The 24,815-nt window shown below is 70.6% G+C and carries 18 protein-coding genes and 1 pseudogene; 12 read left to right on the top strand and 7 right to left on the bottom strand.

Translation table 11 applies throughout. From position 1 onward, the window contains the following. Window positions 1-128 precede the first annotated feature (128 nt). From PZB77_RS02370 to rhaI, 3 genes are all read right to left on the bottom strand, one after another. The gene (locus PZB77_RS02370) at window positions 129-1,625 is read right to left on the bottom strand and encodes an FGGY-family carbohydrate kinase (RefSeq protein WP_275490836.1); all 1,497 of its coding nucleotides are present in this window, start codon (window positions 1,623-1,625) and stop codon (window positions 129-131) included. A 107-nt stretch (window positions 1,626-1,732) separates the two neighbouring features. Next, window positions 1,733-3,778: a bifunctional aldolase/short-chain dehydrogenase gene (locus PZB77_RS02365; protein WP_275490835.1), complete on the bottom strand. Its 2,046-nt coding sequence runs from the start codon at window positions 3,776-3,778 to the stop codon at window positions 1,733-1,735. Between the two features lie 141 nt (window positions 3,779-3,919). Next, a complete protein-coding gene (gene rhaI, locus PZB77_RS02360; protein WP_275490834.1) occupies window positions 3,920-5,086 on the bottom strand; it encodes an L-rhamnose isomerase in 1,167 nt (388 codons plus the stop codon). Between the two features lie 351 nt (window positions 5,087-5,437). Between rhaI and PZB77_RS02355 the strand changes: the two genes are divergently transcribed. From PZB77_RS02355 to PZB77_RS02315, 9 genes are all read left to right on the top strand, one after another. Then, entirely contained in the window at window positions 5,438-6,967 is a 1,530-nt protein-coding gene (locus PZB77_RS02355; RefSeq protein ID WP_275490833.1) for a sugar ABC transporter ATP-binding protein, read from the top strand. Beyond that, complete coding sequence (locus PZB77_RS02350; protein WP_275490832.1) at window positions 6,964-8,019, top strand: ABC transporter permease; 1,056 nt, start codon at window positions 6,964-6,966, stop codon at window positions 8,017-8,019. The genes PZB77_RS02355 and PZB77_RS02350 overlap by 4 nt, the downstream gene beginning before the upstream one ends. Then, the gene (locus PZB77_RS02345) at window positions 8,012-9,079 is read left to right on the top strand and encodes an ABC transporter permease (RefSeq protein WP_275490831.1); all 1,068 of its coding nucleotides are present in this window, start codon (window positions 8,012-8,014) and stop codon (window positions 9,077-9,079) included. The genes PZB77_RS02350 and PZB77_RS02345 overlap by 8 nt, the downstream gene beginning before the upstream one ends. 168 nt (window positions 9,080-9,247) lie before the next feature. Then, the gene (rhaS, locus tag PZB77_RS02340) at window positions 9,248-10,336 is read left to right on the top strand and encodes a rhamnose ABC transporter substrate-binding protein (protein ID WP_275490830.1); all 1,089 of its coding nucleotides are present in this window, start codon (window positions 9,248-9,250) and stop codon (window positions 10,334-10,336) included. 76 nt (window positions 10,337-10,412) lie between these two features. Then, on the top strand, window positions 10,413-10,733 hold the full coding sequence (locus PZB77_RS02335) for an L-rhamnose mutarotase (RefSeq protein ID WP_275490829.1): 321 nt from the start codon (window positions 10,413-10,415) through the stop codon (window positions 10,731-10,733). A gap of 326 nt (window positions 10,734-11,059) precedes the next feature. Continuing rightward, window positions 11,060-11,791 carry a hypothetical protein gene (locus PZB77_RS02330; protein WP_275490828.1) on the top strand — a complete coding sequence of 244 codons (732 nt, stop codon included), beginning with the start codon at window positions 11,060-11,062 and terminating at the stop codon, window positions 11,789-11,791. Between the two features lie 11 nt (window positions 11,792-11,802). Beyond that, window positions 11,803-12,255: a phage holin family protein gene (locus PZB77_RS02325; protein ID WP_275490827.1), complete on the top strand. Its 453-nt coding sequence runs from the start codon at window positions 11,803-11,805 to the stop codon at window positions 12,253-12,255. Then, the gene (locus PZB77_RS02320) at window positions 12,231-12,905 is read left to right on the top strand and encodes a DUF3618 domain-containing protein (protein ID WP_275490826.1); all 675 of its coding nucleotides are present in this window, start codon (window positions 12,231-12,233) and stop codon (window positions 12,903-12,905) included. The genes PZB77_RS02325 and PZB77_RS02320 overlap by 25 nt, the downstream gene beginning before the upstream one ends. Before the next feature lie 110 nt (window positions 12,906-13,015). Then, the gene (locus tag PZB77_RS02315) at window positions 13,016-14,071 is read left to right on the top strand and encodes a YihY/virulence factor BrkB family protein (protein ID WP_275490825.1); all 1,056 of its coding nucleotides are present in this window, start codon (window positions 13,016-13,018) and stop codon (window positions 14,069-14,071) included. 106 nt (window positions 14,072-14,177) lie between these two features. Here PZB77_RS02315 and PZB77_RS02310 read toward each other — a convergent pair whose 3' ends face one another. Continuing rightward, complete coding sequence (locus PZB77_RS02310; RefSeq protein WP_275490824.1) at window positions 14,178-15,512, bottom strand: APC family permease; 1,335 nt, start codon at window positions 15,510-15,512, stop codon at window positions 14,178-14,180. Window positions 15,513-15,695: 183 nt separating this feature from the next. Here PZB77_RS02310 and PZB77_RS02305 point away from each other — a divergent pair, with 183 nt between their 5' ends. Beyond that, on the top strand, window positions 15,696-16,421 hold the full coding sequence (locus PZB77_RS02305; RefSeq protein WP_275490823.1) for a maleylpyruvate isomerase family mycothiol-dependent enzyme: 726 nt from the start codon (window positions 15,696-15,698) through the stop codon (window positions 16,419-16,421). Window positions 16,422-16,471: 50 nt separating this feature from the next. On the opposite strand, the gene PZB77_RS02300 is transcribed toward PZB77_RS02305, so the two are convergent. The 3 genes from PZB77_RS02300 to PZB77_RS02290 all read right to left on the bottom strand — a co-directional run bounded on the left by PZB77_RS02300 (window position 16,472) and on the right by PZB77_RS02290 (window position 21,575). Continuing rightward, on the bottom strand, window positions 16,472-17,119 hold the full coding sequence (locus PZB77_RS02300; protein WP_275490822.1) for a DUF998 domain-containing protein: 648 nt from the start codon (window positions 17,117-17,119) through the stop codon (window positions 16,472-16,474). Between the two features lie 178 nt (window positions 17,120-17,297). Beyond that, a complete protein-coding gene (locus PZB77_RS02295; protein ID WP_275490821.1) occupies window positions 17,298-19,181 on the bottom strand; it encodes an ABC transporter ATP-binding protein in 1,884 nt (627 codons plus the stop codon). A 927-nt stretch (window positions 19,182-20,108) separates the two neighbouring features. Continuing rightward, window positions 20,109-21,575 (bottom strand): non-reducing end alpha-L-arabinofuranosidase family hydrolase, encoded by a 1,467-nt coding sequence (locus PZB77_RS02290; RefSeq protein ID WP_275490820.1) that lies wholly within the window; start codon window positions 21,573-21,575, stop codon window positions 20,109-20,111. Between the two features lie 567 nt (window positions 21,576-22,142). Between PZB77_RS02290 and PZB77_RS02285 the strand changes: the two genes are divergently transcribed. Then, window positions 22,143-23,588 carry an endo-1,4-beta-xylanase gene (locus tag PZB77_RS02285; RefSeq protein ID WP_275490819.1) on the top strand — a complete coding sequence of 482 codons (1,446 nt, stop codon included), beginning with the start codon at window positions 22,143-22,145 and terminating at the stop codon, window positions 23,586-23,588. Between the two features lie 316 nt (window positions 23,589-23,904). Further along, window positions 23,905-24,750, top strand: a pseudogene (locus tag PZB77_RS02280) (IS5 family transposase). The last annotated feature ends 65 nt before the right edge of the window (window positions 24,751-24,815 follow it).

Below are 24,815 nucleotides of genomic sequence, written 5' to 3'. Positions count from 1 at the left end.
CCGTGGGCACCCGGTCCCCCCGACGAGCAGCCGGTACGAGCGGCTCCTGCGGATCGCAGGCGGCGGATCCTTTCGGCAGCTCGGTCCCAGTCGCCGAAGGGGCCGCGGCCGTCCCCGGCCCGGCGGCCTCACCCGCCCGCAACGGTGTCCAGCCGGGCGGCGGCCGCGTCCCAGGCGGCCGCGTCGCCGCGCGGACCGTAGTGGCGCAGGTGCTGGGTGGCGGCGACGAGACGGCGCATCGCCGCCAGGTCTCCGACGAGGCCGGCTGCCCTCGCCTGGACGAGGATGTTGCCGAGTGCGGTGGCCTCGGTGGGACCGGCGACGACGGGCAGTCCGGTGGCGTCGGCGGTGAGTTGGCAGAGCAGGTCGTTGCGCGATCCCCCTCCGACGAGGTGGACGCGGGAGATGTCCCGGCCGGCGAGTCCGGCCGCCTGTCGCAGGGTCCGCCGGTGCGCCAGGGCGAGGCTCTCCAGAATGCAGCGGACCACGGCGCCCCGATCCCCGGGGACCGGCTGGCCGGTGCGGCGGCAGTACTCCCGGATGCGGCCGGGCATGTCGCCGGGAGCCATGAACTCCGGTGCGTCCGGGTCGATCAGCGCGGAGAACGGGGTGGCGCGGGCGGCGTCGGCGAGCAGGCTCGGGATGTGGGTCGGCAGCCCGTGCTGTTCCCAGGTGCGCCGGCACTCCTCGAACAGCCACATGCCCATGATGTTCCGCAGATAGCGGATGGTGCCGTCGACACCGCGCTCGTTGGTGAAGTTGGCGGCCCGGGACTCCTCGGTCAGGACCGGGGCGTCGAGTTCGAGGCCGGCCAGCGACCAGGTGCCGCAGGAGATGTAGGCGAAGTCCGGCTCGGTGGCCGGGACGGCCACGATGGCGGACGCGGTGTCGTGCGAGGCGACGGTGGTCACCGGGGTGCGGGGGTCGAGACCGGTGTACGCGGCGACGTGCGGCAACAGCGTGCCGGCCGGGTCGCCCGGGGCCCGCAGCGGGGGCAGCAGAGCGGGGTCGATTCCGAGCGGTTCGAGAACGTCCCTGGACCAGCCGCCGGTGCGGGCGTCGAAGAGACCCGTGGTGGAGGCGTTGGTCTCCTCGGTCCCGACAGAGCCGGTCAGCCAGTGGACGAGCAGGTCGGGCATGAGCAACAGCGTGCGCGCGGAGCCCAGTTGCGCGCTCCCGGCAGCCGAGGCGAGCTGGAAGACGGTGTTGAACGGCAGGTGCTGCAGGCCGGTGATCCGGTACAGCGCCTCGGGGGAGACCGCGGCCCACACCCGTTCGGCGACGCCGTCGGTCCGGGTGTCCCGGTAGTGGTGGGGCGCGCCGAGCAGCGCCCCGTCCGCGTCGAGGAGCCCGTAGTCCACGGCCCAGGTGTCCACGCCGACGGAGCTCACGCCGCCGGCCCGGGCCGCCTCGCGCAAGCCGTCGAGTACCCCCTGGAAGAGGGCGAGTACGTCCCAGCGCAGCCCGTCGGGCAGCCGTACGGGGATGTTGGGGAAGCGGTGCACCTCGGTGAGATCGAGGTTGTCCGGGCCGACCCGGCCGAGGATCACGCGGCCGCTGGTGGCGCCGAGGTCGACCGCGGCGAACACCGAGCGGAAGGCCGAGGAGGGCGGAGTGGTGGTCACGGGATTACCTCCGCGGCGAACGGCCGGTCGGGAACGGGTCAGGGGAAGGAGGCCGGCGGGGGTCAGGGGTGCCCGGGCGTGGGCCGCCGGGCACCCCTGACCACGGATCAGCGCAGGAAAGCCGCTGCCACGCCCGCGTCGACCGGGATGTGCAGACCGGTGGTGTGGGTGAGATCGCCGCCGGTGAGCGCGAAGACCGCGCTCGCGACGTGCTCGGGGAGCACCTCGCGCTTGAGGATGGTCCGCTGGGCGTAGAACTCGCCCAGCTTCTCCTCCTCGATGCCGTACGTGGCGGCGCGCTGGGCGCCCCAGCCGGCGGCGAAGATGCCGGAGCCCCGGACCACCCCGTCGGGGTTGACGCCGTTGACGCGGACGCCGTGTTCGCCGAGTTCGGCCGCGAGCAGCCGGACCTGGTGGGCCTGGTCGGCCTTGGTGGCGGAGTAGGCGATGTTGTTCGGTCCGGCGAAGACGGCGTTCTTGGAGGCGATGTAGACGATGTCGCCGCCGAGCCCCTGCGCGATCATGACGCGGGCGGCCTCGCGCGACACGAGGAACGAGCCGCGGGCCATGATGTCGTGCTGGAGGTCCCAGTCCTCCGCCGTGGTGTCCAGGAGCGGCTTGGAGATGGAGATGCCGGCGTTGTTGACGACCAGGTCCACCCCGCCGAAGGCGAGGGCCGCGGTCGTGAACGCCTCGGTGATCTCCTCCTCGGAGGTGACGTCCACGGTGACGGCGACCGCCTTGTCGGGGCCGCCCAGTTCCTCGGCGACGGCAGCGGCGGTCTCCGCGTTCAGGTCGGCGACGACGACGCAGGCGCCCTCGGCGACGAGACGGTGCGCGATGGCCTTGCCGATGCCGCTTCCCGCGCCCGTGACGAGCGCGATCCGGGTGGCGAGCGGCTTCGGCTTCGGCATCCGCCGGAGCTTGGCCTCCTCCAGCGCCCAGTACTCGATGCGGAACTTCTCCGACTCCTCGATGGGGGCGTAGGCGGACACGGCCTCGGCGCCACGCATCACGTTGATGGCGTTGAGGTAGAACTCCCCGGCCACCCGGGCGGTCTGCTTGTCCTTCCCGAAGGAGAACATGCCCACGCCCGGCACCAGCACGATCGCCGGGTCCGCCCCGCGCAGGGCGGGGGAGTCGGGGGTGGCGTGCCGGTCGTAGTAGGCGCGGTACTCCGCCCGGTACTCCTGGTGCAACTCCTTCAGCCGCGCGACCGCCTCGTCCAACGGCGCGCCGGCCGGCAGGTCCAGGACCAGTGGGCGCACCTTGGTGCGGAGGAAGTGGTCGGGGCAGGACGTGCCGAGGGCGGCGAGCCGCGGGTGCTCGGCCCGGGACACGAAGTCCAGCACGGGCTCGGTGTCGTCGAAGTGGCCGACCTGCGGGCGGTCCTGGGACGCCAGACCGCGAATCACCGGCGCCAGGGCCGCGGCGCGCTCCCGGCGTTCGGCCTCGGCCAGCGGCTCGTACCCCGCGAGCACCGGGCCGAAGGGCTCGGCCTTGCCCTTCCTCGCGAGGTACTCCTCGGCCGTGCGGATGATGAAGAGCGAGTTGCCCTCGCACTCCTCGGAGGTGTCCCCCCAGGCGGTGATGCCGTGGCCGCCGAGGACGCAGCCCACGGCCCGCGGGTTGGCTTCCCTGACCGCGGCGATGTCCAGGCCGAGCTGGAAGCCGGGACGGCGCCAGGGCACCCAGACGACCTTGTCGCCGAAGCAGTCGGCGGTCAGCTTCTCGCCGTCCGCCGCGCAGGCGAGCGCGATGCCCGAGTCCGGGTGCAGATGGTCCACGTGGGCGGCCCCGACCAGGCCGTGCATCGCGGTGTCGATCGAGGGGGCCGCGCCGCCCCTGCCGTGCAGGCAGTAGTCGAAGGCCGCCACCATCTCGTCCTCCCGCTCCACCCCCGGGTAGACGTCCCGCAGGGCGAGCAAACGGTCGAGGCGGAGCGCGGCCAGACCGGACGCGGTGAGGGTACCGAGGTCGCCGCCGGACCCCTTGACCCAGAGGAGTTCGACGTCGCCGCCGGTCGCCGGGTCGGTCCCGGTGCCCTTCGCGGAGGTGTTGCCGCCCGCGTAGTTGGTGTTGCGGGGGTCGGAGCCGAGCCGGCGGGAGCGCGCGATCAGCGCGGCGGCCGTGGTGTGCGTGGCGGAGGCCATGGCAGGAGTCCTTCGGGATCTGGCGGTGCGGGACGGCGTGGGGAGGGTGGTGAGCCGGGACGGCCTACCGTGCGGGGTGTCGCCCGCCCGGCGGGAACGGCCGGAGGGAACGGGCCGGAGACGGCCCGGCGAGGCGTGTGCTCAGGCGCCCCAGCCGGCCTGGTCGCCGCCGACGCGGCCGGCCGCGATCGCCTCCTGCCAGCCGGACTTCCGGTAGGCGGCGACCGGGTCGGGCGCGAGGCCCTGCTCCTCGCGGAGCTCCCGCAGCAGGGGACGGACGTCGGTGTCGTAGGCGTCCATCAGTACCTCGTTGGAACCGAGTACGTCTCCGTCACGCTGCGCGGCGGTCAGCGCGTCCATGTCCACCAGCAGGGCCTTGGCCGTGGCCTCCTGGACGTTCGTCACCGAGCGGATGACCGCCGGGATCTTCGCCTCGATGTTGTGGCACTGGTCGAGCATGAAGTTGACGTTGGTCTCGGGGTCCAGTCCGCCGTTCTTGACCACCTCGTGCATGATCCGGAAGAGCTGGAAGGGGTCCGCCGAGCCGACCATCAGGTCGTCGTCCGCGTAGAAGCGGGAGTTGAAGTCGAAGGCGCCGAGCTTCCCCGCGCGCAGCAGCGTCGCGACGATGAACTCGATGTTGGTGCCCGGCGCGTGGTGCCCGGTGTCCACGACGACCTGGGCCTTCGGTCCCAGCTCGAGGCAGTGCGCGTACGCGGTGCCCCAGTCGGGCACGTCCGTCGTGTAGAAGGCGGGCTCGAAGAACTTGTACTCCAGCAGCAGCCGCTGGTCGTCGCCGAGGCGTTCGTACACCGCGGCCAGCGCCTCGGCCAGCCGGTCCTGGCGGGCGGCGATGTCGTCCTGGCCGGGGTAGTTGGTGCCGTCCGCGAACCAGAGCTTCAGGTCCCGCGAGCCGGTCGCGTCCATGATGTCGACGCACTCCAGCAGATGGGCCAGGGCCTTGGCACGGATCTTCGCGTCCGGGTGACAGACGCTGCCGAGCTTGTAGTCGTCGTCCTGGAACGTGTTGGAGTTGATCGCTCCCAGTTCCAGGTCGCGGTCCTTCGCGTACGCGGCCAGTGCGGCGAAGTCGTCCACCCGGTCCCAGGGGATGTGCAGCGACACCACGGGCGCGATTCCGGTGAACTCGTGGACCTTCGCCGCGTCGTCGAGCTTCTCGTACGGGGTCCGGGGCACCCCGGCCTGCGCGAACACCTTGAAGCGCGTACCTGAGTTGCCGTAGCCCCAGGACGGAGTCTCGATCCGCTGGCCGGCGAGTACGGCCTTCACTGCGGCGATGTCAGGCATGTCCACCTCGGGATGTGCGGGCGGCCCTGGCAGCAGCCGCCGGAAGATTCAATGAATCGATTCATTGCGTGGGAGAAGTTAGTCGTCCCCGATGAGGCCGTCAAGGGTTCCGGCGAGGTGGCCGGCGTGTTACCGGATCGTGTCTTCGCTGCGGTCCCCGCCACCCCTCCAGCCCCACATGCGCAGTTCAGGGCCAAGGCGGGGTGGTGCGGCCGAGTGCGCCGAAGGTTTCGGGGAGTTCGGTGCGGAACACCCCTTGACGGGTTCGACGAGGCGGGGCTAGCTTCCCGGCAACTCCACTGAAACATTTCATGTCGGGCTCTTCGCTCGACACAAGCACGGGAGAAATCCATGACGCACCCCGAACCGGAGACGACTCCGGTGCTCGCACTGGAGGGGGTGAGCAAGTCCTTCGGTGCCGTCCGGGCCCTGCGTGGCGTGTCGCTGCGGCTGTACGCCGGCGAAGCGCACGCCCTGGCCGGCGAGAACGGCGCCGGGAAGTCGACCCTGATCAAGGCCCTGGCCGGCGTGCACCGTCCCGACGCGGGCACGGTCCTCCTGGACGGCCGGGCCGTCGAGTTCCACGGCCCCGCGGACGCCCGTGACGCGGGGGTCGCGGTGATCTACCAGGAGCCGACTCTCTTCCCGGACCTGTCCGTCGCGGAGAACATCTTCGTGGGCCGTCAGCCCCGCCGCTCGCTGGGCCGGGTGGACCACCGTGCGGTCAAGCGGGCGGCGGCCGAACTCTTCGAGCGCCTCGGTGTCGACCTCGACCCCGACCAGCCGGCCCGCGGCCTCTCCCTCGCGGATCAGCAACTGGTCGAGATAGCCAAGGCGTTGTCTTTCGACGCCCGCGTCCTGATCATGGACGAGCCCACCGCCGCACTCACCGGCAGCGAGGTGGCCCGGCTGTTCGGCGTCGTGGGGGCACTCCGCGCGCAGGGCGCGGCCGTGCTCTTCATCTCGCACCGCCTGGAGGAGATCTTCGCGCTCTGCCAGCGCGTCACCACCCTTCGCGACGGCGCCTGGATCTCCAGCGAGCCGATCGACGGCCTGAGCGAGGACGATCTGGTGCGCCGCATGGTCGGCCGCGATCTGGACGAGCTCTACCCGAAGCAGGTCACGGAGATCGGCGAAGTCGCCCTCGGTGTGCGCCGGCTGACCCGTGAGGGTGTCTTCACGGACGTCTCCTTCGACGTCCGCCGCGGCGAGATAGTCGGCCTGGCCGGGCTGGTCGGTGCCGGTAGGAGCGAAGTGGCCCGCGCCGTGTTCGGCGTCGACCGGTTCGACGGCGGCGAGGTCGAGGTGCTCGGCAAGAAGCTGAAGCCCGGGGCCCCGAGCGTCGCGATGGCCGCCGGCCTCGCCCTGGTGCCCGAGGACCGCCGTGCCCAGGGTCTGGTGATGGAGATGTCCGTCGAACGCAACATCGGCCTCACCGGCTTCGCCGAGACCACCCGCGCCGGAGTGATGAACCGCGGCGCCGAGCGCGACCGGGCAGTCGACTGGGCAGTCAAGCTCCAGGTCAAGTACGCCCGCCTCGCGGACGTCGTCGGGACCCTCTCCGGTGGCAACCAGCAGAAGGTCGTCCTGGCCAAGTGGCTGGCGACGCGCCCGCAGGTGCTGATCGTGGACGAACCCACCCGTGGCATCGACGTCGGCACCAAGGCCGAGGTGCACCGGCTGCTCTCCTCCCTGGCGGCCGAGGGGGTGGCGGTGCTGATGATCTCCTCCGACCTCCCGGAGATCCTCGGCATGGCCGACCGGGTGCTGGTGATGCACGAAGGGCGGCTGACCGCCGAGATCCCCCGGTCCGAGGCGACCGAGGAGACCGTGATGGCGGCGGCGACCGGCCGTGCCGCCCGAGGAAGGAACGCGGCATGACCATGGCTGCAGAGCCGGTGCGGCACGAGCCCGCACCCGAGTCCGTCGCCTCTCGGCGACTTGTCGACAAAGTGTTCAAGGCGCGGGAACTGGCCGTCGCCCTCGTCCTCGTCGTGATGCTGGGTGTCACGCAGTTGTCCAACACCGAGTTCCTCTCCGAGCAGGGCATCAAGGACCTGATGCTCAACGCGACCATCCTGGTGCTCGTCGCCGTCGGCCAGGCGGTCGTGGTCATCACCCGCAACGTGGACCTCTCCGTCGGTTCGGTCCTCGGCATCTCCGCCTTCGGCGCCGGAGTCCACCTCCAGGACGGCGGAAGCCCCCTGGTCGCCGTCCTGATCGCGATCGCCCTCGGCATCCTCTTCGGCGTCCTCAACGGGGCCCTGGTCAGTCTCGGCAAGGTGCCCGCACTCGTCGTCACCCTGGGCACCCTCTACATCGTCCGCGGGATCGACTCCATCTGGGTCGGCTCCCGCCAGATCACCGCCGACGCGCTCCCCGACGGGTTCGTCGACTTCGGCCACGACGGGATCCGGGTGCTGCCGTACCTCGCCCTGCTCGCCCTCGTCGTGCTGGCCGCCGTCGCCTACTACCTGCGCAGCTACCACAGCGGCCGCGACCTCTACGCACTCGGCTCCAGCCCCGAGGCCGCCCGGCTCGCCGGCATCCCCGTCCGCGCCCGGATCATGACCGCCTACGTACTCTGCGGCGCGCTCGCCGGTCTCGCCGGCGCCCTCTACCTCGCCCGGTTCGGCAACGTCGACTCCGCCACCGGCAACGGATACGAACTCACCGTCGTCAGCGCCGTCGTCGTCGGCGGCGTCGCCTTCACCGGAGGCTCCGGCACGGTCTACGGAGCCGCCCTCGGCGCCCTCCTGCTCACCTCGATCAACAGCGTGCTCCCGGCCATAGGCGTCAGCTCCGTCTGGGTCACCGCGATCAACGGCTTCCTGCTGCTGCTCGCGATCGCCGCGGACCGGATCCTGGCCCTGCGGGTGGCCGCGGGGCTGCGCAAGAAGGCCGCACGGATGAGGAGCGCCCGCCATGCCTGACACCACCGACAACGCCACCGCCCCGCCCTCGGCGTCCGGCCGGCCTCCTGCCCTCGCCCGCCTCGGCGGAGCGGTCCGCTGGGACACCGCGGTCGGCGCCCTGCTGATCACCCTGCTGGTCTGCTCCTTCTCGTTCGTCGACAACTTCGGCAACGCACTGAACCTGTCCTTCCTCATCGGCAACACCCTGCCGATCGCGCTGGTCGCGCTGCCCATGACGCTGCTGGTGGTGTCCGGAGAGGTCGACCTCTCCGTCGGCTCCACCGCAGGCCTGTCGGGTGCGGTGATGGGGGCACTCTGGAACAACGGCATGGCGATCGAGACGATCATCCCCATCTGTCTGCTGCTCGGCCTGGTCTGCGGCCTGGTCAACGGAGTGCTCGTCACCCGGCTCGGACTGCCCTCGCTCGCTGTCACCATCGGCACCATGGCCGCCTACCGGGGCATCGCGCAGATCATCCTCGGCTCCGACTCGGTCACCGACTTCCCCGCCCAGTACCTCGACTTCGGCGCGGGCCGGATCGGCGACACCTTCATCCCGTACGCCGCCGTCCCCTTCGTCGTCCTCCTCGTCGTGGCCGTACTCGTCCTGCACGCCACCCCGGTCGGCCGCTCGCTGTTCGCCACCGGAGCGAGCGAGGACGCCGCCCGGTTCTCCGGTGTCCGGGTCAAGCGGCTCAAGCTCTCGATGTTCGTCACCACCGGCGTGGTCTCAGCGCTCACCGGCGTCTTCTGGGCCCTGCACTACGCCAGCGCCCGCTACGACAACGCCACCGGACTCGAACTCTCGGTCATCGCCGCCGTACTGCTCGGCGGCATCGACTTCGACGGCGGCAAGGGCACCCTGGGCGGCGCCGTCGCCGGTGTGCTGCTGCTCGGCACCCTGCAGAACGTCATGAGCCTGGTCAACGTGTCCGCCCAGTCCCAGATCGTCGTCACCGGCGTCCTGCTGGTGGTCTCCGTACTCGCCCCCAGGGTCGGCCGCCGGGTCGTCCAGGCGCGGGCCCGCAGGAGAACGGCCGCCGCGCCGGCCGTCGTCCCCTCGCCCGGCGCCTCCTGACCCGCCGGCACCCGCCTCACCACCGAGCGCCTCCACACGCCCGCACCACCGCGGGCGCGCTCGACCCTGCGCACCCCGTATCGCACCCGCTCGTACCTAGTGCTTCGTCACCGCTCGGGCATCCGCCCGGCAGCCCCCTGCCGCTCGCGGCAGCGAAAGGAAAACGCCATGTACGGCACACCCGCCAGAAGCGTCCGGCTGACCGCCGCCCTCGCCACCGCCGCCGTCCTCGCCCTCGGCGCCACCGCCTGCTCGGGCACCACCAAGGACTCCGCGAACAAGGAGGCCGGCCCGGCCGCCGCCACCGGCAAGGCAGACCCGAACAGCGCCACCAAGAAGGGCCTCACGGTCGCCTTCCTGCCCAAGCAGGTCAACAACCCCTACTTCACCACCTCCGACAACGGCGGCAAGAAGGCCCTGGACGAGCTCGGCTCCACGTACAAGGAGGTCGGCACCAGCAGCGGCACCGACACCTCCGGGCAGGTGAGCTACGTCAACACCCTCACCCAGCAGCAGGTCGACGCCATCGCCGTGTCCGCCCAGGACCCGGGCGCCCTCTGCACCTCCCTCAAGCAGGCCATGAAGAACGGCGTCAGTGTCGTCACGTACGACTCCGACACGCAGACCGACTGCCGCCAGGTCTTCGTCTCGCAGGCCAGTGCCGAGGACCTCGGCCGCACCCAGATCCAGCTGCTGGCGAAGCAGATCGGCGGCAGGGGCGAGATCGCCATTCTCTCGGCGGCCCAGACGGCCACGAACCAGAACACCTGGATCGACTTCATGAAGGACGAATTGACGAAGCCGGAGTACAAGGACATCAAGCTCGTCAAGACCGCCTACGGCGACGACGACGCCCAGAAGTCCTTCCAGCAGACCCAGGGCCTCCTCCAGGAACACCCGAACCTGAAGGGCATCGTCTCGCCCACCACCGTCGGCATCAAGGCCGCCGCCCAGTACCTGTCCGGCTCCAAGTACAAGGGCAAGGTCAAGCTGACCGGCCTCGGCACGCCCAACGACATGCGCGCGTACGTGAAGAACGGCACCGTCGAGGGCTTCGAGCTGTGGGACCCGGCCAAGCTCGGTGCGCTCGCCGCCCACACGGCCGTGGCCCTGGAGTCGGGCCGGATCACCGGCGCGGAGGGCGAGACCTACCAGGCCGGCGACCTCGGGTCGTTCACGATCGGCAAGGACGGGGTCGTCTCGCTCGGCAAGCCGACCGTCTTCACCCAGGACAACATCGACCAGTTCCAGTTCTGATCCCCGCAGTCACCGTCCCACCGTGGGGCCGCGACCGCCGGAGCGGCCCCACCCCCGACCCGAGAGAGGCAACCCCGTGCAGCGCGTCTGCTTCCTGCTGAAGGTCCGGACCGAGCGGATCGAGGAGTACCGCGCACGGCACCAGCCCGTCTGGGCCGGAATGCGGTCCGCGCTCACCGCCTCGGGCCGGCAGAACTATTCGCTGTTCCTGCGCGAGGACGGGCTCCTGGTCGGCTACCTGGAGACACCCGACTTCGAGAAGGCCCGCGCCGCCATGGACGCCACCGGGGTGAACGCCCGCTGGCAGCACGATATGGCGGAGTTCTTCGAAGCGCTCGACGGGCAGGCGCCGGACGCGGCCGTGCGGCCGCTCACCGAGATCTTCCACCTCGCCTGACGGGCCCACGCCCTACGTGAATGCCGCCATGTGGCACTTTTCCCCTCGGTTGTCATGATGGTAGTGGTGCCCCGGACCAGTGGGACGGGTGCCCGAGCCGATACGGAGTGCCCGGCGGCCCTCCGCCGTCGCACACACCGGGCGCGGGGCTCACCGCACAGCCGGACCGGCCGCGTTGCCCCGCCACGACGGCGTCTCCGCCCCCGGCGGGAGTCTGGCGAGAACCGGGCGAAGAACGGGCGCGAGGACCGCACCGGCCACAGCGGGAGCTGCCGACCGAGGATCCGCCGGACACCCTGCCCCCCGCACATGACGACCGAGGAGGAATGTTGAGTGACTTCGACGGTGCGAACAGTCCGGACGACCGAGGGAAGGCGTCGGCCGTGAAGCAGGCGGCGCAGGAGGGAGCCGGTGAGGGTGTAGGGCTGGTGGGCGAGAAGGCCGCCGATGTCGCGGGTACCGCCAAGGACCGCGCGGGTGACGTGGCGGGCGAAGCGTCTGCGCGCGCCCGTGACGTGGCGGACGAACTGCGTGGGCAACTGCGCGATCAAGCCCAGTCCCAAACGGACCGCCTGGCGCACGCCGTGCGTCAACTGGCCGACGAACTGGGAGACATGGGAAGCAGCGGCAAGGACGGTTCACCTGCCACGAACGCCGTGCGGCAGGTGGCCGGTCACGGCCGGGACATGGCGGCCCGCTTGGAGAGCCGTGGTCCTCAGGGGCTCTTGAGCGACCTCCAGGACTTCGCCCGCCGCCGCCCCGGCATGTTCCTCGCGGGCGCCGCGCTGGCGGGCTTCGCGACCGCCCGACTCGGCAAGGGCGTCACGTCGGCGAACGGCGACGGGCGGGCCGGCGGAACGGCTTTGCGCTCCCACGACAGCGCTGACGGGAACCGCGAGGGACCTCCCGGCACGAGCCGGGCAGCTTCACCGTACGACGCACCGGGATCGCCGGACGACTACGGTGAGCCGCGGCTCACGCCGTCCTACGGTGGATCGGTGGCGCCGCCCGGGCCTCTCCCGGTCGACGACCCGTATCCCGACCCGCGTCGGCCGTAAGGGGGTTGACCGTGGCCATCTCCTCTTCCCCCCACACCGACGCCCCGCACGACGTCGGCCCGACCGGCGCCACCCGGGCACCGTCGGCGGAACCGTCCATCGGCGAACTCGTCGGCGAGATCAGCGAGGACCTCACCCGACTCGTCCGCAGCGAGATCGAACTCGCCAAGGCGGAGGTCAAGCAGGAAGCGACCCGAGCGGGCAAGGCGGCGGGCATGCTCGCCGGATCCGGATACGCCGGACATCTGGTGCTGCTGATGGGCAGCCTCGCGGCGGTCTTCGGCCTCGCCCACCTCGTCGACCTCGCCTGGGCCGCTCTCATCGTGACCGCGATATGGGCTCTGGTGGGCGCCGTACTCCTGGTGACCGGACGCAAACGGATGCGCGCGGTACAGGTCAAGCCGGAGCGGACCACGGAAGCGCTCAAGGAGGATGCCCAATGGGTACGGAACCGGACGAACTGAAAACCGAAGTGGACGACACACGGGCACGGCTGGCACGCAACGTCGACCGTCTCGCGGACCGGGCGACACCGAAGAGGATCGCGCGGCGCAAGGCCGATGCCGCACAGCACCGGTTGACCGGCGTCAAGGAACGGGTGATGGGCGTGGCCGGAACATCGGGCGGAGCAACCGGTCAGAACGCGCGCGGCCTCGCGGCGAGCGCGGGAGACACCGCCTCGGACGCCGGTGACGCCGTCCGGCGCACCGCCGACCAGGTCGGGCAGACCGTGCGCGGTGCCCCGGACCAGGTGACCCGGCAGACGCAGGGCAGCCCGCTGGCCGCCGGGATCGTCGCCTTCGGCGCGGGCATGCTCGCCGCAGCGCTCCTCCCCGCCTCGGAGGCGGAGGAGCGGCTCGGCTCCCGGCTCCGCGAGCACTCCGACGAGCTGCTCCAGCCCGCCAAGGAGACCGCGCGGGAGGCGGCCCAGGAGATCGGCGAGGGCATGCGGCAACCCGCCCAGGAAGCGGTGGAGTCGGTGAGGAGCACCGCACGCGACGCCACCGACGCCACCCGGCAGCAGGCCCAGGATTCCGGACAGGAGGCCGCGTCCGGCCTGCGCGAGGTGAGCCGGAACACCGCGCAGGATGCTCGGGGTCGTACGGAGGGCTGACAGGGCTTGCCGCCCGTGCTCCGGGACGGGCCGCCCAGGACCGCCGCCCCCGGGCGGCGGTCGCGACGGAAGCCGCACGCACCCGCTTCCCATCTGTGGGGTGGACGATCATGACTCGAGACAGCAAACCCCCCGACTCGCCGACCAAGGTCAGCAAGGGCTCGTGGGGGCACATCCTGAAGCGTACGGTCAAGGAGTTCAAGCGGGACGAACTGACCGACCGTGCGGCAGGACTGACCTATTACGGCATCCTGGCCCTGTTCCCGGCCCTCCTGGTGCTGGTCGCGATGCTGGGTATCGCCGGGGAATCCGCCACCCGGACGGTCCTGGACAACATCCAGAAGCTCGCACCCGGCGCCGCCCGGGACGTGATCACCAACGCGGTGACCCAGCTGCAGTCCAGCGGTGGGACCAGCACGGTACTGGCGATCGTCGGCCTGCTGGGAGCACTGTGGGCGGCCTCCGGTTACATCGCGGCTTTCATCCGCGCCTCCAACGTCGTGTACGACGTACCCGAGGGCCGCCCGGTCTGGAAGATCCTTCCGGTACGCGTGGGCCTGACCCTGCTGTTGATGGTCCTCGCCTGCGCCAGCGCTCTGATCGTGGTGCTCTCGGGAGGCCTGGCCCGGCAACTCGGTACAGCGCTGGGGGTGGGCGACACGGCGATGACCGTCTGGTCCATCGCCAAGTGGCCCCTGCTCGTGGTGCTGGTGGCGATCATGCTGGCGGTCCTGTACTGGGCCGCCCCCAACGCCAAGGACCGCGGCTTCAAATTCATCTCGCTGGGCAGCCTGCTGGCGCTGGTGATCTGGCTGGTGGCCTCCGCGGGCTTCGCGTTCTACGTCGCCAACTTCGGCTCGTACAACAAGACGTACGGTGCGCTCGCCGGCGTCATCATCTTCCTGGTCTGGCTGTGGATCACCAATCTGGCGATTCTCCTCGGCCTCGAATTCGACGCGGAGATGGCCCGCGAACGGGCCGTCGTCAGCGGCCACCCGCCACGGAGCGAACCGTACGTCGAGCCGCGGGACACCCGGAAGTGGACCGACGAGGACCACCGGGCCGCGGAGCGGAGCGGCCGCAACCTCACCGATGAGCGCGGCGACGGGGAAGAACGGCGCGAGGACGGCCCGGACATCGTGGACCGCCGGGAAGAGAGACCCTGACCTACGGCTGAACCCATCGGCGGCGCTCCGGGTCCGCCGGACCCGGAGCGCCGCCGGACCCGGAGCGCCGGAGAGGGCCCCCCGGTCGACGAGGCCGCCGCTCCGCTCAGCCCGCACGCCGCGCGCGTACCGCGGCGACCGCGCCCAGGGCCGCGCCCACGGCCAGCACGATCAGCCCGCGCAGCCAGACGTCGCCCTCCACCTGCGTGGCGAGCCCGACGCAGGAGGCGGCGCCGAGGAACGGTACGACGGTCGGCGCCCGGAAGTGGTCGTGGCCGACCGTGTCCTTGCGCAGGACCAGGAGCGCGGTGTTCACGATGAAGAAGACCACGAGAAGGAGGAGCACCAGCGTCGAGGCGAGCGTGGACACGTCACCGGTCAGCGCGAGGAGCAGGGCGAGTGCGGTAGTCGTGGCGATGGCGGCCCACGGCGTACGCCGGCCGGGCAGCACCGCCGTCAGGAAACGGGGCAGGAGACCGTCCCGCGCCATGCCGAACGCCAGCCGCGAGGACATGATGCCGGTGAGCAGTGCGCCGTTCGCGACCGCCACCAGGGCGATGGCGCTGAAGACCTCCGTGGGCACTCCGCCGGCGGCGCGCACGACTTCCAGGAGCGGCCCGCTGGACCCGGCGAGCCGCTCCGTCGGAACGGCCGCCGCGGCGACCGCTCCGACCAGGGCGTACACGGCACCGGCCGTGATCAGCGCGCCGAAGAGAGCCCGCGGATACGAGCGGCGGGGATTGAGGGTCTCCTCGGCCACGTTGACCGACGTCTCGAACCCGACGAAGGAGTAGTAGGCCAGGACCGCGCCGCTGAGCAGGGCGGCCACCGGCCCCTCGGTCGGGGTCCCCAGATCGGTCAGCCTGCCGAGGTCCCCGTCGCCGCGCAGAACCAGCCAGGCGCCCAGCCCGATCACCAGGATCAGTCCACCCACCTCGATGAGCGTGGCCACCACGTTGGCCCGCGTCGATTCGCTGATGCCCCGCGCGTTCAGCAGCGCCAACGCCGCCAGGAAGACGACCGTCACCAGCACCACGGGAAGGGTGACGAACTCCGAGAGGTAGTCGCCACCGAACCCCCGGGCGAGCGCGGCCACCGAGACCACGCCGGCGGCGAGCATGCAGAAACCGGCGAAGAACCCGGCGAACGGCCCGTACGCCAAGGTCGCGTAGTGCGACGCGCCACCCGCGCGCGGGTACTTCGTGACCAACTCCGCGTACGAGCAGGCGGTCAGCAGGGCCAGGCCCAGGGCGACGAGCAGCGGCGCCCAGACCGCGCCCCCTGACTTGGCGGCGACCTCGCCGACCAGGACGTAGACGCCGGCGCCGAGCACGTCGCCCAGGATGAAGAAGTAGAGCAGCGGGGTGGTGAGCGCCTTCTTCAGGGGTGTGGGGGAATCTGCCGCGGGAGGACCCGGGCGCGCGGTGGGGGAGTGGCTCATGAGGAGCCGTATACCCGGCGAGCGGCACCGAAACGGAGCGGTCCCCCGGATGCCGCGCCGGTCGCCCGGAGCCGCGTGACCCGCCTCGCGACCCGCAAGGAAACAGGGAAGGGGTACGTGACTCCGCCGCCCGTAAAGGGGCACACAGCACAGGAGACAGAGGCCCCGCACCGAGGAGACCGTATGGCCACCGACGAGACACCCGCCCCCGCCGACCTCCTGCCCGGACTGCGCACCTCCGTGACGTCGCTGCTCGCCTCGGCGGCGGCCTTCGGGGACGAGGACGTACGAGCCCCGTCGCTGCTTCCCGGATGGAGCCGCGCCCATGTGCTCACCCACGTGGCGCGCAGCGCCGACTCCCGGTCCCGACTGCTCGCCGCGGCCCGCACGGGCGCCGACGTGCCCCAGTACACCGACGAAGCCCATCGGGAGCGGGAGATCGAGGAGGGCGCCGGCCGGTCCGCCGCCGCGCTCGCGGAGGACCTCGCCACCGCCCTGCGCCGGTTCCTCCGGGCCGCCGCCGAACACCCCGAGGACGGCTGGGACGTACCGGTCCGCTGGCTGGGCGGCGGCATGCGGCCCGTACGCGGTGCGGTCGCCAGCATGCTGCGCGAGGTCGAGGTACACCACACCGATCTGCGGACCGGTCACCGGCCGGCGGACTGGCCACCAGCCTTCGTGGACCGGGAACTTCCCTCGACCGTCGAGGAGTTGGCCGGGCGCGTCGACGCCCCCTCCATGGTGCTGCTCGTCGGGGGAGCGACGTACGTGATCGGCGACGGCCGCGGGCCGCGCGTGACGGGCTCGGGAGCGGAGCTTCTCGGCTGGCTGACCGGCCGTACCGGTGGGGAAGGAGCGGCGGTCGATCCGCCCGGTCCGCTGCCGGCCCTGCCCACCTGGCGGAGCTGACGGGTCCGGCGTCCGCCGGCGAGCGGGGTGGGGGGACCGACGGAAGGCGCTCAGCCGCGTGGACCGCCGATCCCCGCCCACCGCGCGCAGGACAGGACCACGACGAGGGGCCAGAACGACTGGACGAAGGTGATGACGCGTTCCGCGGCCCCGGCCGTGTCGAGGACATGGAGAGCCAGCAGGAACCACGCCCCGCCCAGCCATATCAGCGTGGCTGCCCCGACGGAAGGGCCGGGCCGCAGACCCCACGGCACGGTCCTTCCGGTGACCGGCACCAACCGCCCCGGCGAGTGCCGCGCCGCTGCGACACCCCGGCGCACCGCCAGGACCGGCCACAGGGCCAGAAGCGAGAACCCCACCGTCACCACCACACCGTGCGCCAGGGAACCGCCGCTGGCCGGTGCCGGGAAGAGCGCCAGCAGCATCGCCGAAAGGCCGCCGCCCGCCAGTGCCGCCCGGCCGAACGGCGCGGCCGGCCGCAGCCCGCAGGCGGTCACCACGTGGCAGACCCCCAGGGCCACGAGCGCCGAGGTCATCACCCAGTAACCGCGGGTCCCGTCGGCGGCGAGGATGCTGATGGTGGTCGAGGCCGGGTCGTAGCCGGGCCCTTCGAGTTCCGCCGAGACCGACCAGCCTCCGACGAGCAGGATCGGAGCGCAGACCGAGGAGAAGAGAACCCACCAGGGCACGTATCGCATCGGTGAACGGTAGAACGCCTCGTATGTCCGGTTCCGTGTGTACACGCGGGCAGACCCCGTGAAAGCGGGAAGCGGGAAGCCGGAAGCGAGAAGCGGGACGGGCGCCGACGCCGTCCCGCACCGTCACCGCCGGAGTGGGGGTGGGCGGCGGCACCGACCTCGTCCGCCACCCACGGGATCAGCACATCTCGGCCTCCGCGACAGCACCGGTGACGGAACCCGCGACGGGATCCGCCACGCGATCGGCGACGGGGTCCGCGGGGGTGGTCTCGTCGAGGAAGCCTCCCGACTGGTGCTGCCACAGCTTGGCGTAGGCGCCGTCGGCCGTGAGCAACTCCTGGTGCGTGCCCTGCTCGACGATCCGGCCGCGGTCGAGGACGACGAGCCGGTCCATGGTGGCGACCGTGCTCAGGCGGTGCGCCACCACCAGGGCCGTACGTCCGTCCATGAGCCGCCACAGGGCGTCCTGCACGAGGATCTCGCTCTCGGAGTCCAGAGCGCTGGTCGCCTCGTCGAGCAGCAGGATCGGCGCGTCGCGGAGGATGGCCCGCGCGAGGGCGACCCGCTGGCGCTGCCCCCCGGAGAGCTTCACTCCCCGCTCGCCCACCATGGTGTCGAAGCCGTCCGGAAGCGCGTCGGCGAACTCCGTGACGTGGGCCGCTTCGGCCGCCCGGCGGATCTCGGCCTCGCTTGCGTCCGGCCGGGCGAAGGCGATGTTCTCCCGCAGGGTGCGGTGGAACATCGCCGGATCCTGTGGGACGTACGCGATCCGGCTCCGCAGGTCGGCCCGGCGTAGCCGGCTGATGTCCTGGCCGCCGACGAGGATGCGGCCCGCCTCGATGTCCGTCATCCGCAACAGGAGCCGGGTGAGCGTGGTCTTGCCGCCGCCCGACCGGCCGACGAGACCGATCTTCGTCCCCCCGGCGACCTCCAGATCTAGAGCGTCGAAGAGCGGTTTGCCGCCGCCGTGGGCGAAGGTCACCTTCTCGAAGCGGACGTCCGCCTCCGCGCGCAGCAGCGGTTCGGGGCAGGGAGGGTCGAGCACGGTGGGGGGCACCAGCAGCAACTCGGTGAATTGGGCCGCCTCCGTCATCGAGCTCTCCAGGCGGCGGTAGATCTGGTTGAACTCGAACATGATCCGCGTGGCGTTGGAGTAGTAGGTGAAGGCGACGATGATCGCCTCCACCCCGAGACTGCCACCCGCGAGGGTGACGGCGAGCACGAGACCCACCACGTTGGTCAGCACCGAGAGCGGCGCGACCAGGGTGTCGATGCGCAGATTGCCGTAGTCCCACGAACGGACCATGAGCCGGCACGACTCCCTGACCCGGGAGCGGTGTTCGGCGGCCTCGCGGTCCTCGGCGGCGAAGGACTGGACCGTGTCCATGTTCATCAGGCTGTCGGCGACGTGGCCCGACACCCGGGCGATCGCCTGCTCCCGCGCGGCGACGATCGTCTGACGGCGCCGGATCAGCGGTGTCACGATCAGTGCCGTGAGCACGATGAGCGTCAGGAGTCCGACGACGAGCAGCGGGTCGTAACTCCACAGCACCACGGAGGCGAAGGTCAGCGGCACGAGACTGCCCATGACGGAGAAGGTCAGCGTGTCGACGAACTCCTCGAACCGCGACGCGAAACTCAGCATTCGCTTGGTCAGCGATCCGGCGAAGTTGTCGTGGAAGAACGCGGAGTCCTTGACGAAGAGTTCATCCATACCGGTGACGTAGAGGTGCTCGATGCCCCGCCCCTCGAGGCGGTTCAGACAGTGCAGTCCCACGCGCCACAGCGTCTCCGAGAACAGCAGTACCCCGGCGAAGCCGAGGACGTAGGGGAGTATCGCCCCGAGGTCGACGGTGCCCGCGTCGTTCCCGGCCACGTGGCCCACGAGCTTCGCGACGATCAGCGGGGAGACGTAGTAGAGGCCGATGTTGCCCAGGGCCGGCAGCAGCAGCGCCGGTGCGGCCAGCAGGCGGAGCCGGGAGAGTTCCCGGGTGTAGTAGCGGAGTGCGAGGAGGACCGAACCCTTGCTCGGCAGCCCGTCCTTGGCTTCGATTGATCCCATCAAGACCCGTTTCGTCCAGGTGGTGGGTGAGCGAACGGAGTCTCCCGCGACGAGTGCCCGGGGGTCCAAGGGTTTTTTGTCCAGATCTGTCGCCATGGCCGCGCATCGTGGCGTAGACCTGAAGGTCCGAAGCCCCTGTCGGAAGCCGGGGACGGCGACCGCCCGCCGGTGCGGGGACAGCGCCGCACCCGGTGCGGGACCTCGGGCGGGGCCGTGTCCGAGGGTCTGGCGATCACGGAAGTGGCGAGAGCCCCGGCCGTCGGGCCGAGCCTCTCCCCGTACTCCCGAATGTGGCCGAAACACCGTCGGCCGGACCGTCTCGTGATCCGTCCATCGCGCGTGATCGATACAACTGTCGGGGTGGGGACGCGAGGCGGAGAGATCCGTGGGGATCAGGAGGGGGACCTGACCGTCCCGGGGCGAGCTGTCGGCCTCGGGTCTACCAGGGTGAGCGGGGGCACCTGGGCGTAGGCCATGTGGACGATGCGCCGGGCCGACAACGTTGTCAACGATGGGAGGATGCTCCTCCTGCCCGTCCGGGGTGTAAAGGTCTCCGGAGGTGGGAGGGGCTCAGGAGGCCGAGGTGGTGACGTCGGGAGGTCGACGGAGAGCGCCGTCCGACGGACCATCAGCGAGTCAGCGAGTCAGCGAGTCAGCGAGTCAGCGAGTCAGCGAGTCAGCGAGTCAGCGAGTCAGCGAGTCAGCGAGTCCGCGAGTCCGCGAGTCCGCGAGTCCGCGAGTCCGCGAGTCCGCGAGTCCGCGAGTCCGCGAATGCGGCGAAGAAGAGCGCGGCGAGGACGACGGCCACTGGCAGCTCCGCCGGGCGGGGCGGATCGTCGCCCCCGCCGCCCCGCGGAAGTGGCCGTGAGGGAGACGAGGCCGTGCGCGGCCGGCTCGGTGGGTGACCGAGCCGGCCGCGCCGTCCCGTCAGCGCTGCAGTGTCAGCAGACCCGGGCGGTAGGGCAGGAGGCCGTAGTCCCCGCCGGAGCTGGGGCTGCGGCCCTGGTAGAGCAACTGCAGGTTGCAGGGGTCGACGGTCATGGTCTGATCGGCGCTGGTGCGGATCAGTTCGCCATGGCTGATGTCGTTGGTCCAGGTGGCGCCACTGTTGGCCTTGCCGGCGAACGGATTGCTCTCGGTCGCGGCCTGGGGGGTCCACGAACCGTTCAGGCTGGTGGCCGTGAACGAGCGGAAGTAGCGGCCCTGCGCACCGATCGCCTCGACGATCATGAGGTACCGGTCCTGTCCCTGCAGCTTGTAGACCTGCGGGGCTTCGAAGAGGTTGTTCGTCGTGTCGCTCATGACCACGGTGGAGGACGTCCCGAAGCTGCCGGGGAAGTTCCCTATCGGCATACTGGCCCGGTAGATCTTGCCGTTGTCGCCGGCGAAGAACAGGTACATGTTCGTCCCGTCACCGATGAGCGTCTGATCGATGGGTCCGGTTCCGGAGTCGCCGATGCTCCCGGAGAAGAGCACCTGCGGGGCGGACCAGCCGTTGGGGTTGGTGGGGTCGCTCGACGTCCGGTAGGAGAAGGCGCTCCCGCCCCACTGGTAGGTGAGCACCCAGATGTTCTTCGGCGCGAAGTAGAAGAGCGTGGGCGCGACGGTCGCCGACGACATCGTGTTCTGGCCGGCCGAGGCCATCTCCGACCAGTTGGTGAACAGGCTGAAGTTCATCGAACCCCAACTCGACCCGGTGTCGTGCGTCGTCGCATAGACGAGCTGCTTGCCGTTGTAGGGGACGACCGTGAAGTCCTTGAGCGACGCCCATCCCTGCTTGGGCTGTGCCAGTGCGCCCGTCGACGCCCAGCGGTAGGCCGACGGGAGGCTGCACGTGCCGGAGGTGCCGCCGCCGGCCTTGACCAGCTTCCACTGCTGATTGGTGCCGCCCCAGTCGTCGTACTGGACGACGTTCGCGTTGTCGGCCGTGGAGGCGCCCTGCACTTCGAGCGCCTTGTTGCTGTGCCGTGAGATGAGCCTCACGTAGCCGTCCGAGCTGTCGGCCAGCTTCCACTGCTGGTTGGTGGCGTTCAGGTCGGCCCACTGGACGATCGAGCCGCCGTTGGCGGTGGACCAGTTGTGGACGTCCAGCACCTTGCCCGAGTGGACGGACTTGACGCGGTAGTAGCCGCCTCCGGAATCGACGAACTGCCACTGCTGCTGGTTCTGATCGTTCCGGGTCCACTGGGTGATGCGGGCGCCGTCCTCGGTCGCCAGGTTGTAGACGTCCAGGGCCTTGCCGCTATTGCGGTTGACCAGTACGTACGAGGCGCTGGGATCGACGGTCGCCGCGGCGGCGGGCTGGGCTCCGAGGAAGCCGGCCACGAGCAACAACGGTGCGAGGAGCGCGAGCAGGCGCCCCGGACGGAGTGGGGACGGATGGCGGAACCACATCAAAGGACCTCCTGGGCGAAGGCGGGCGGGGGTGACCCGTCGGGCGGGGTGGGTGTGGGGTCGTAAGGTCGAAGCATCGTCGAAACATTTCGAGCAGGCTTCGTTCTCATGACGCCACAAGCTAGGAATGTGAGCGCGCGCAGTCAAGGTGTCTGGCAGATCTGGTTGCGATTGACCTCGCCCCGGTGGGCCGGGCATGAGGCTGCGAAGCGCGGACGTAGCCCTTCAGCGGGTTTGAGTCGACTTGCGGTGGCTGCGCCGAGGCGCCCGACCCGCTCTCACCTGCACTTCGAAAAGTTTCGAAATGTGAGCGCAAACAATTTCTGTGCGAGGTATTGACGGTCCACGGTCAATGCCTCAATCATCCCTGTCTGAGACACCGGACGTGATTCGGGACGCCCCGCCCCGGGGCGACTCCGGGGGACCTCTGCCGTCCGGCAGACCCACGCACAGCCGCACGACAGATCCGCGCACGCGCCGGCCTGCCGTCCGTCGACCGCATGAGGACGGACGACGCAGCCGCCGCGATCCGGTTCTTTCCGCGACTTCTAGTTTGGAGGCACAGTCATGGGCTCCTACGCCCTTCCGAGATTTGCTCTCGGCCGTCCACTCCGCGCTCTGCTGCCGGCGCTGCTCGTCGGCGTCCTGGGTACGTCCGCCGCACTGGTCGCACCGTCGAACGCACACGCCGCCGAGACCACGCTCGGTGCCGCGGCGGCGCAGAGCGGCCGCTACTTCGGTACCGCCGTCGCCTCGGGCAAGCTCGGCGACTCGGCGTACACCTCGATCGCGTCCCGTGAGTTCAACATGGTGACGGCCGAGAACGAGATGAAGATCGATGCCACCGAGCCGCAGCGGGGGCAGTTCAACTTCACCAGCGCCGACCGCGTCTACAACTGGGCGGTTCAGAACGGCAAGCAGGTGCGCGGTCACACGCTGGCCTGGTACTCCCAGCAGCCCGGCTGGATGCAGAGCCTGAGCGGCAGCTCGCTCCGCCAGGCGATGAACGACCACATCAACGGCGTGATGGCCCACTACAAGGGCAAGATCGCCCAGTGGGACGTCGTGAACGAGGCCTTCGCCGACGGGAACTCGGGCGGCCGCCGCGACTCCAATCTGCAGCGCACCGGCAACGACTGGATCGAGGTCGCCTTCCGCACCGCGCGGGCCGCCGACCCGGCTGCCAAGCTCTGCTACAACGACTACAACATCGAGAACTGGAACTGGGCCAAGACCCAGGGCGTGTACAACATGGTCCGGGACTTCAAGTCGCGCGGCGTGCCGATCGACTGTGTGGGCTTCCAGTCGCACTTCAACAGCGGCAGCCCTTACGACAGCAACTTCCGCACCACGCTGCAGAACTTCGCCGCGCTCGGCGTCGACGTGGCCATCACCGAACTCGACATCCAGGGCGCCTCGGCCACGACCTACGCGAACGTGGTCAACGACTGCCTGGCCGTCTCGCGCTGCCTCGGCATCACCGTCTGGGGCGTCCGTGACTCCGACTCCTGGCGCTCCGGAGACGCGCCGCTGCTGTTCAACAACGACGGCAGCAAGAAGTCGGCCTACAGCTCTGTCCTCAACGCTCTCAACAGCGGTTCGTCCGGTGGCGGCGGCGACGGTGGTGGCGGCGGCCGGAGCGGACAGCTCAAGGGTGTCGGCTCGGGCCGTTGCGTGGACGTGCCCAACTCCGCCACCGCGGACGGTACCGCGGTCCAGCTGTACGACTGCCACAGCGCCACCAACCAGCAGTGGGAGCTGACCTCCGCCGGTGAGCTGCGGGTCTACGGCAACAAGTGCCTGGACGCCGCCGGCAACGGCGCCAAGGTCCAGATCTACGGCTGCTGGGGTGCCGACAACCAGAAGTGGCGCGTCAACTCCGACGGATCCATCGTCGGCGTCCAGTCGGGACTCTGCCTCGACGCCGTGGGCGCGGGCACCGCCAACGGCACCCAGCTCCAGCTCTACACCTGCTCGAACGGCAGCAACCAGCGCTGGACGCTGTCCTCCTGATACGGATGGCTGCTGGGTGACCGCCCGGAGGGTCGCCGCCGTCACGGCGGCGACCCGTGCGGCGTGGACTGACGCCCGTCCGCGGATTGGACGGTCACGTCCACCAGGGATTTCCCGTGGCCGTCATCCACCACCGCGTGCCCGAGCCCGTCCGAACTGCCCCGCTCGGACACGTGCAGGTCCTAAGGAACCAATGCCGCGATCGTCTCGGCCATCTGGATCCCGGTCATGACGTCCGCGCTGTCCGGGGCTCGGCCGAGGGCTCCGGCATCCCTGACGGAATGATCTGCCAGGTGATTGGATCGCTCCGGGACTGATGATCCGGGGGCGCGGGGTGGCTCGGCCGAATCCGTGGGAGGTCGATGACGAGTGGTGGGCGGCGATCGAGCCGCTGTTGCCCAAGGTTGAGCGCCGGGCCCGGCCCCCCGGGCACAAGCGGCGTTCGGACCGGGTCGTGTTCCAGGGCATCCGGTTCGTCCTGCACACCGGAATCACCTGGAAACACCTCCCGCAGGAACTCGGCTCCGGCTCCGGCATGACCTGCGGGCACCGGCTGGCCTAGTGGACCGAGGCCGAGGTGTGGTTGCGACTGCACGGGGCCCTCCTCGCCAGGCTCCGCAGCGCGAACGCCGTGGATTCTTCCCGGGAGGTTGTCGACGGTTCCCGCATCCGCGCATCAAAGAGTGCTCCAAGGCGGGAAGGAGCCCTGTTGACCGGGGCAGGACGGGCAGCAGGCACCATCTGATCACCGACGTCACCGGGATCCCGCTCGCCGCGACCCTGACCGGCGGCAACCTCCACGACGTCACTCAGCTGATCCCACTCCGCCAGGACGTGCCGTCCGCGCGGGGCAAGCGGGGCCGGCCCCGGCGCCGCCCGGATGTGGTGCTGGGTGAGCGCGGCTACGACCACGACGCATACCGCCGCCTGGTCTGGGAGCTCGGCGTGAAGCCGGCGGGCGCCCGGCGCGGAACCGAGCACGGCTCGGGACTGGGCACCCAACGCGGTGGTGGAGCGCTCATGCGCCCACCTGTACTGGTTCCGCCGACTACGGATCCGCTGGGAGATCCGCGATGACGTCCACGAAGCCTTCCTCACCCTCGGATGCGCACTCACTTGTCGGCGGCGCCTGCGCGGTCCGGTGACCGATGCCGTGAGGTAGCTGGCTGCCGCTAACCGGTCAAGGAGCGGCGCAGTCTCACCTCAGCCCTCTCCCAAGGGCCGGCC

Source organism: Streptomyces sp. AM 2-1-1 (assembly GCF_029167645.1).
In the GTDB taxonomy this organism is placed as follows: Bacteria; Actinomycetota; Actinomycetes; order Streptomycetales; family Streptomycetaceae; genus Streptomyces.
This window is presented reverse-complemented; position numbering and strand designations above follow the sequence as displayed.

Coding starts and splice junctions, on each gene's coding strand:
- rhaS (WP_275490830.1), top strand. CDS start 9,248: ATGTACGGCACACCCGCCAGAAGCGTCCGGCTGACCGCCGCCCTCGCC.
- PZB77_RS02300 (WP_275490822.1), bottom strand. CDS start 17,119: ATGCGATACGTGCCCTGGTGGGTTCTCTTCTCCTCGGTCTGCGCTCCG.
- PZB77_RS02305 (WP_275490823.1), top strand. CDS start 15,696: ATGGCCACCGACGAGACACCCGCCCCCGCCGACCTCCTGCCCGGACTG.
- PZB77_RS02310 (WP_275490824.1), bottom strand. CDS start 15,512: ATGAGCCACTCCCCCACCGCGCGCCCGGGTCCTCCCGCGGCAGATTCC.
- PZB77_RS02330 (WP_275490828.1), top strand. CDS start 11,060: ATGTTGAGTGACTTCGACGGTGCGAACAGTCCGGACGACCGAGGGAAG.
- PZB77_RS02290 (WP_275490820.1), bottom strand. CDS start 21,575: ATGTGGTTCCGCCATCCGTCCCCACTCCGTCCGGGGCGCCTGCTCGCG.
- PZB77_RS02285 (WP_275490819.1), top strand. CDS start 22,143: ATGGGCTCCTACGCCCTTCCGAGATTTGCTCTCGGCCGTCCACTCCGC.
- rhaI (WP_275490834.1), bottom strand. CDS start 5,086: ATGCCTGACATCGCCGCAGTGAAGGCCGTACTCGCCGGCCAGCGGATC.
- PZB77_RS02355 (WP_275490833.1), top strand. CDS start 5,438: ATGACGCACCCCGAACCGGAGACGACTCCGGTGCTCGCACTGGAGGGG.
- PZB77_RS02295 (WP_275490821.1), bottom strand. CDS start 19,181: ATGGGATCAATCGAAGCCAAGGACGGGCTGCCGAGCAAGGGTTCGGTC.
- PZB77_RS02315 (WP_275490825.1), top strand. CDS start 13,016: ATGACTCGAGACAGCAAACCCCCCGACTCGCCGACCAAGGTCAGCAAG.
- PZB77_RS02365 (WP_275490835.1), bottom strand. CDS start 3,778: ATGGCCTCCGCCACGCACACCACGGCCGCCGCGCTGATCGCGCGCTCC.
- PZB77_RS02345 (WP_275490831.1), top strand. CDS start 8,012: ATGCCTGACACCACCGACAACGCCACCGCCCCGCCCTCGGCGTCCGGC.
- PZB77_RS02320 (WP_275490826.1), top strand. CDS start 12,231: ATGGGTACGGAACCGGACGAACTGAAAACCGAAGTGGACGACACACGG.
- PZB77_RS02350 (WP_275490832.1), top strand. CDS start 6,964: ATGACCATGGCTGCAGAGCCGGTGCGGCACGAGCCCGCACCCGAGTCC.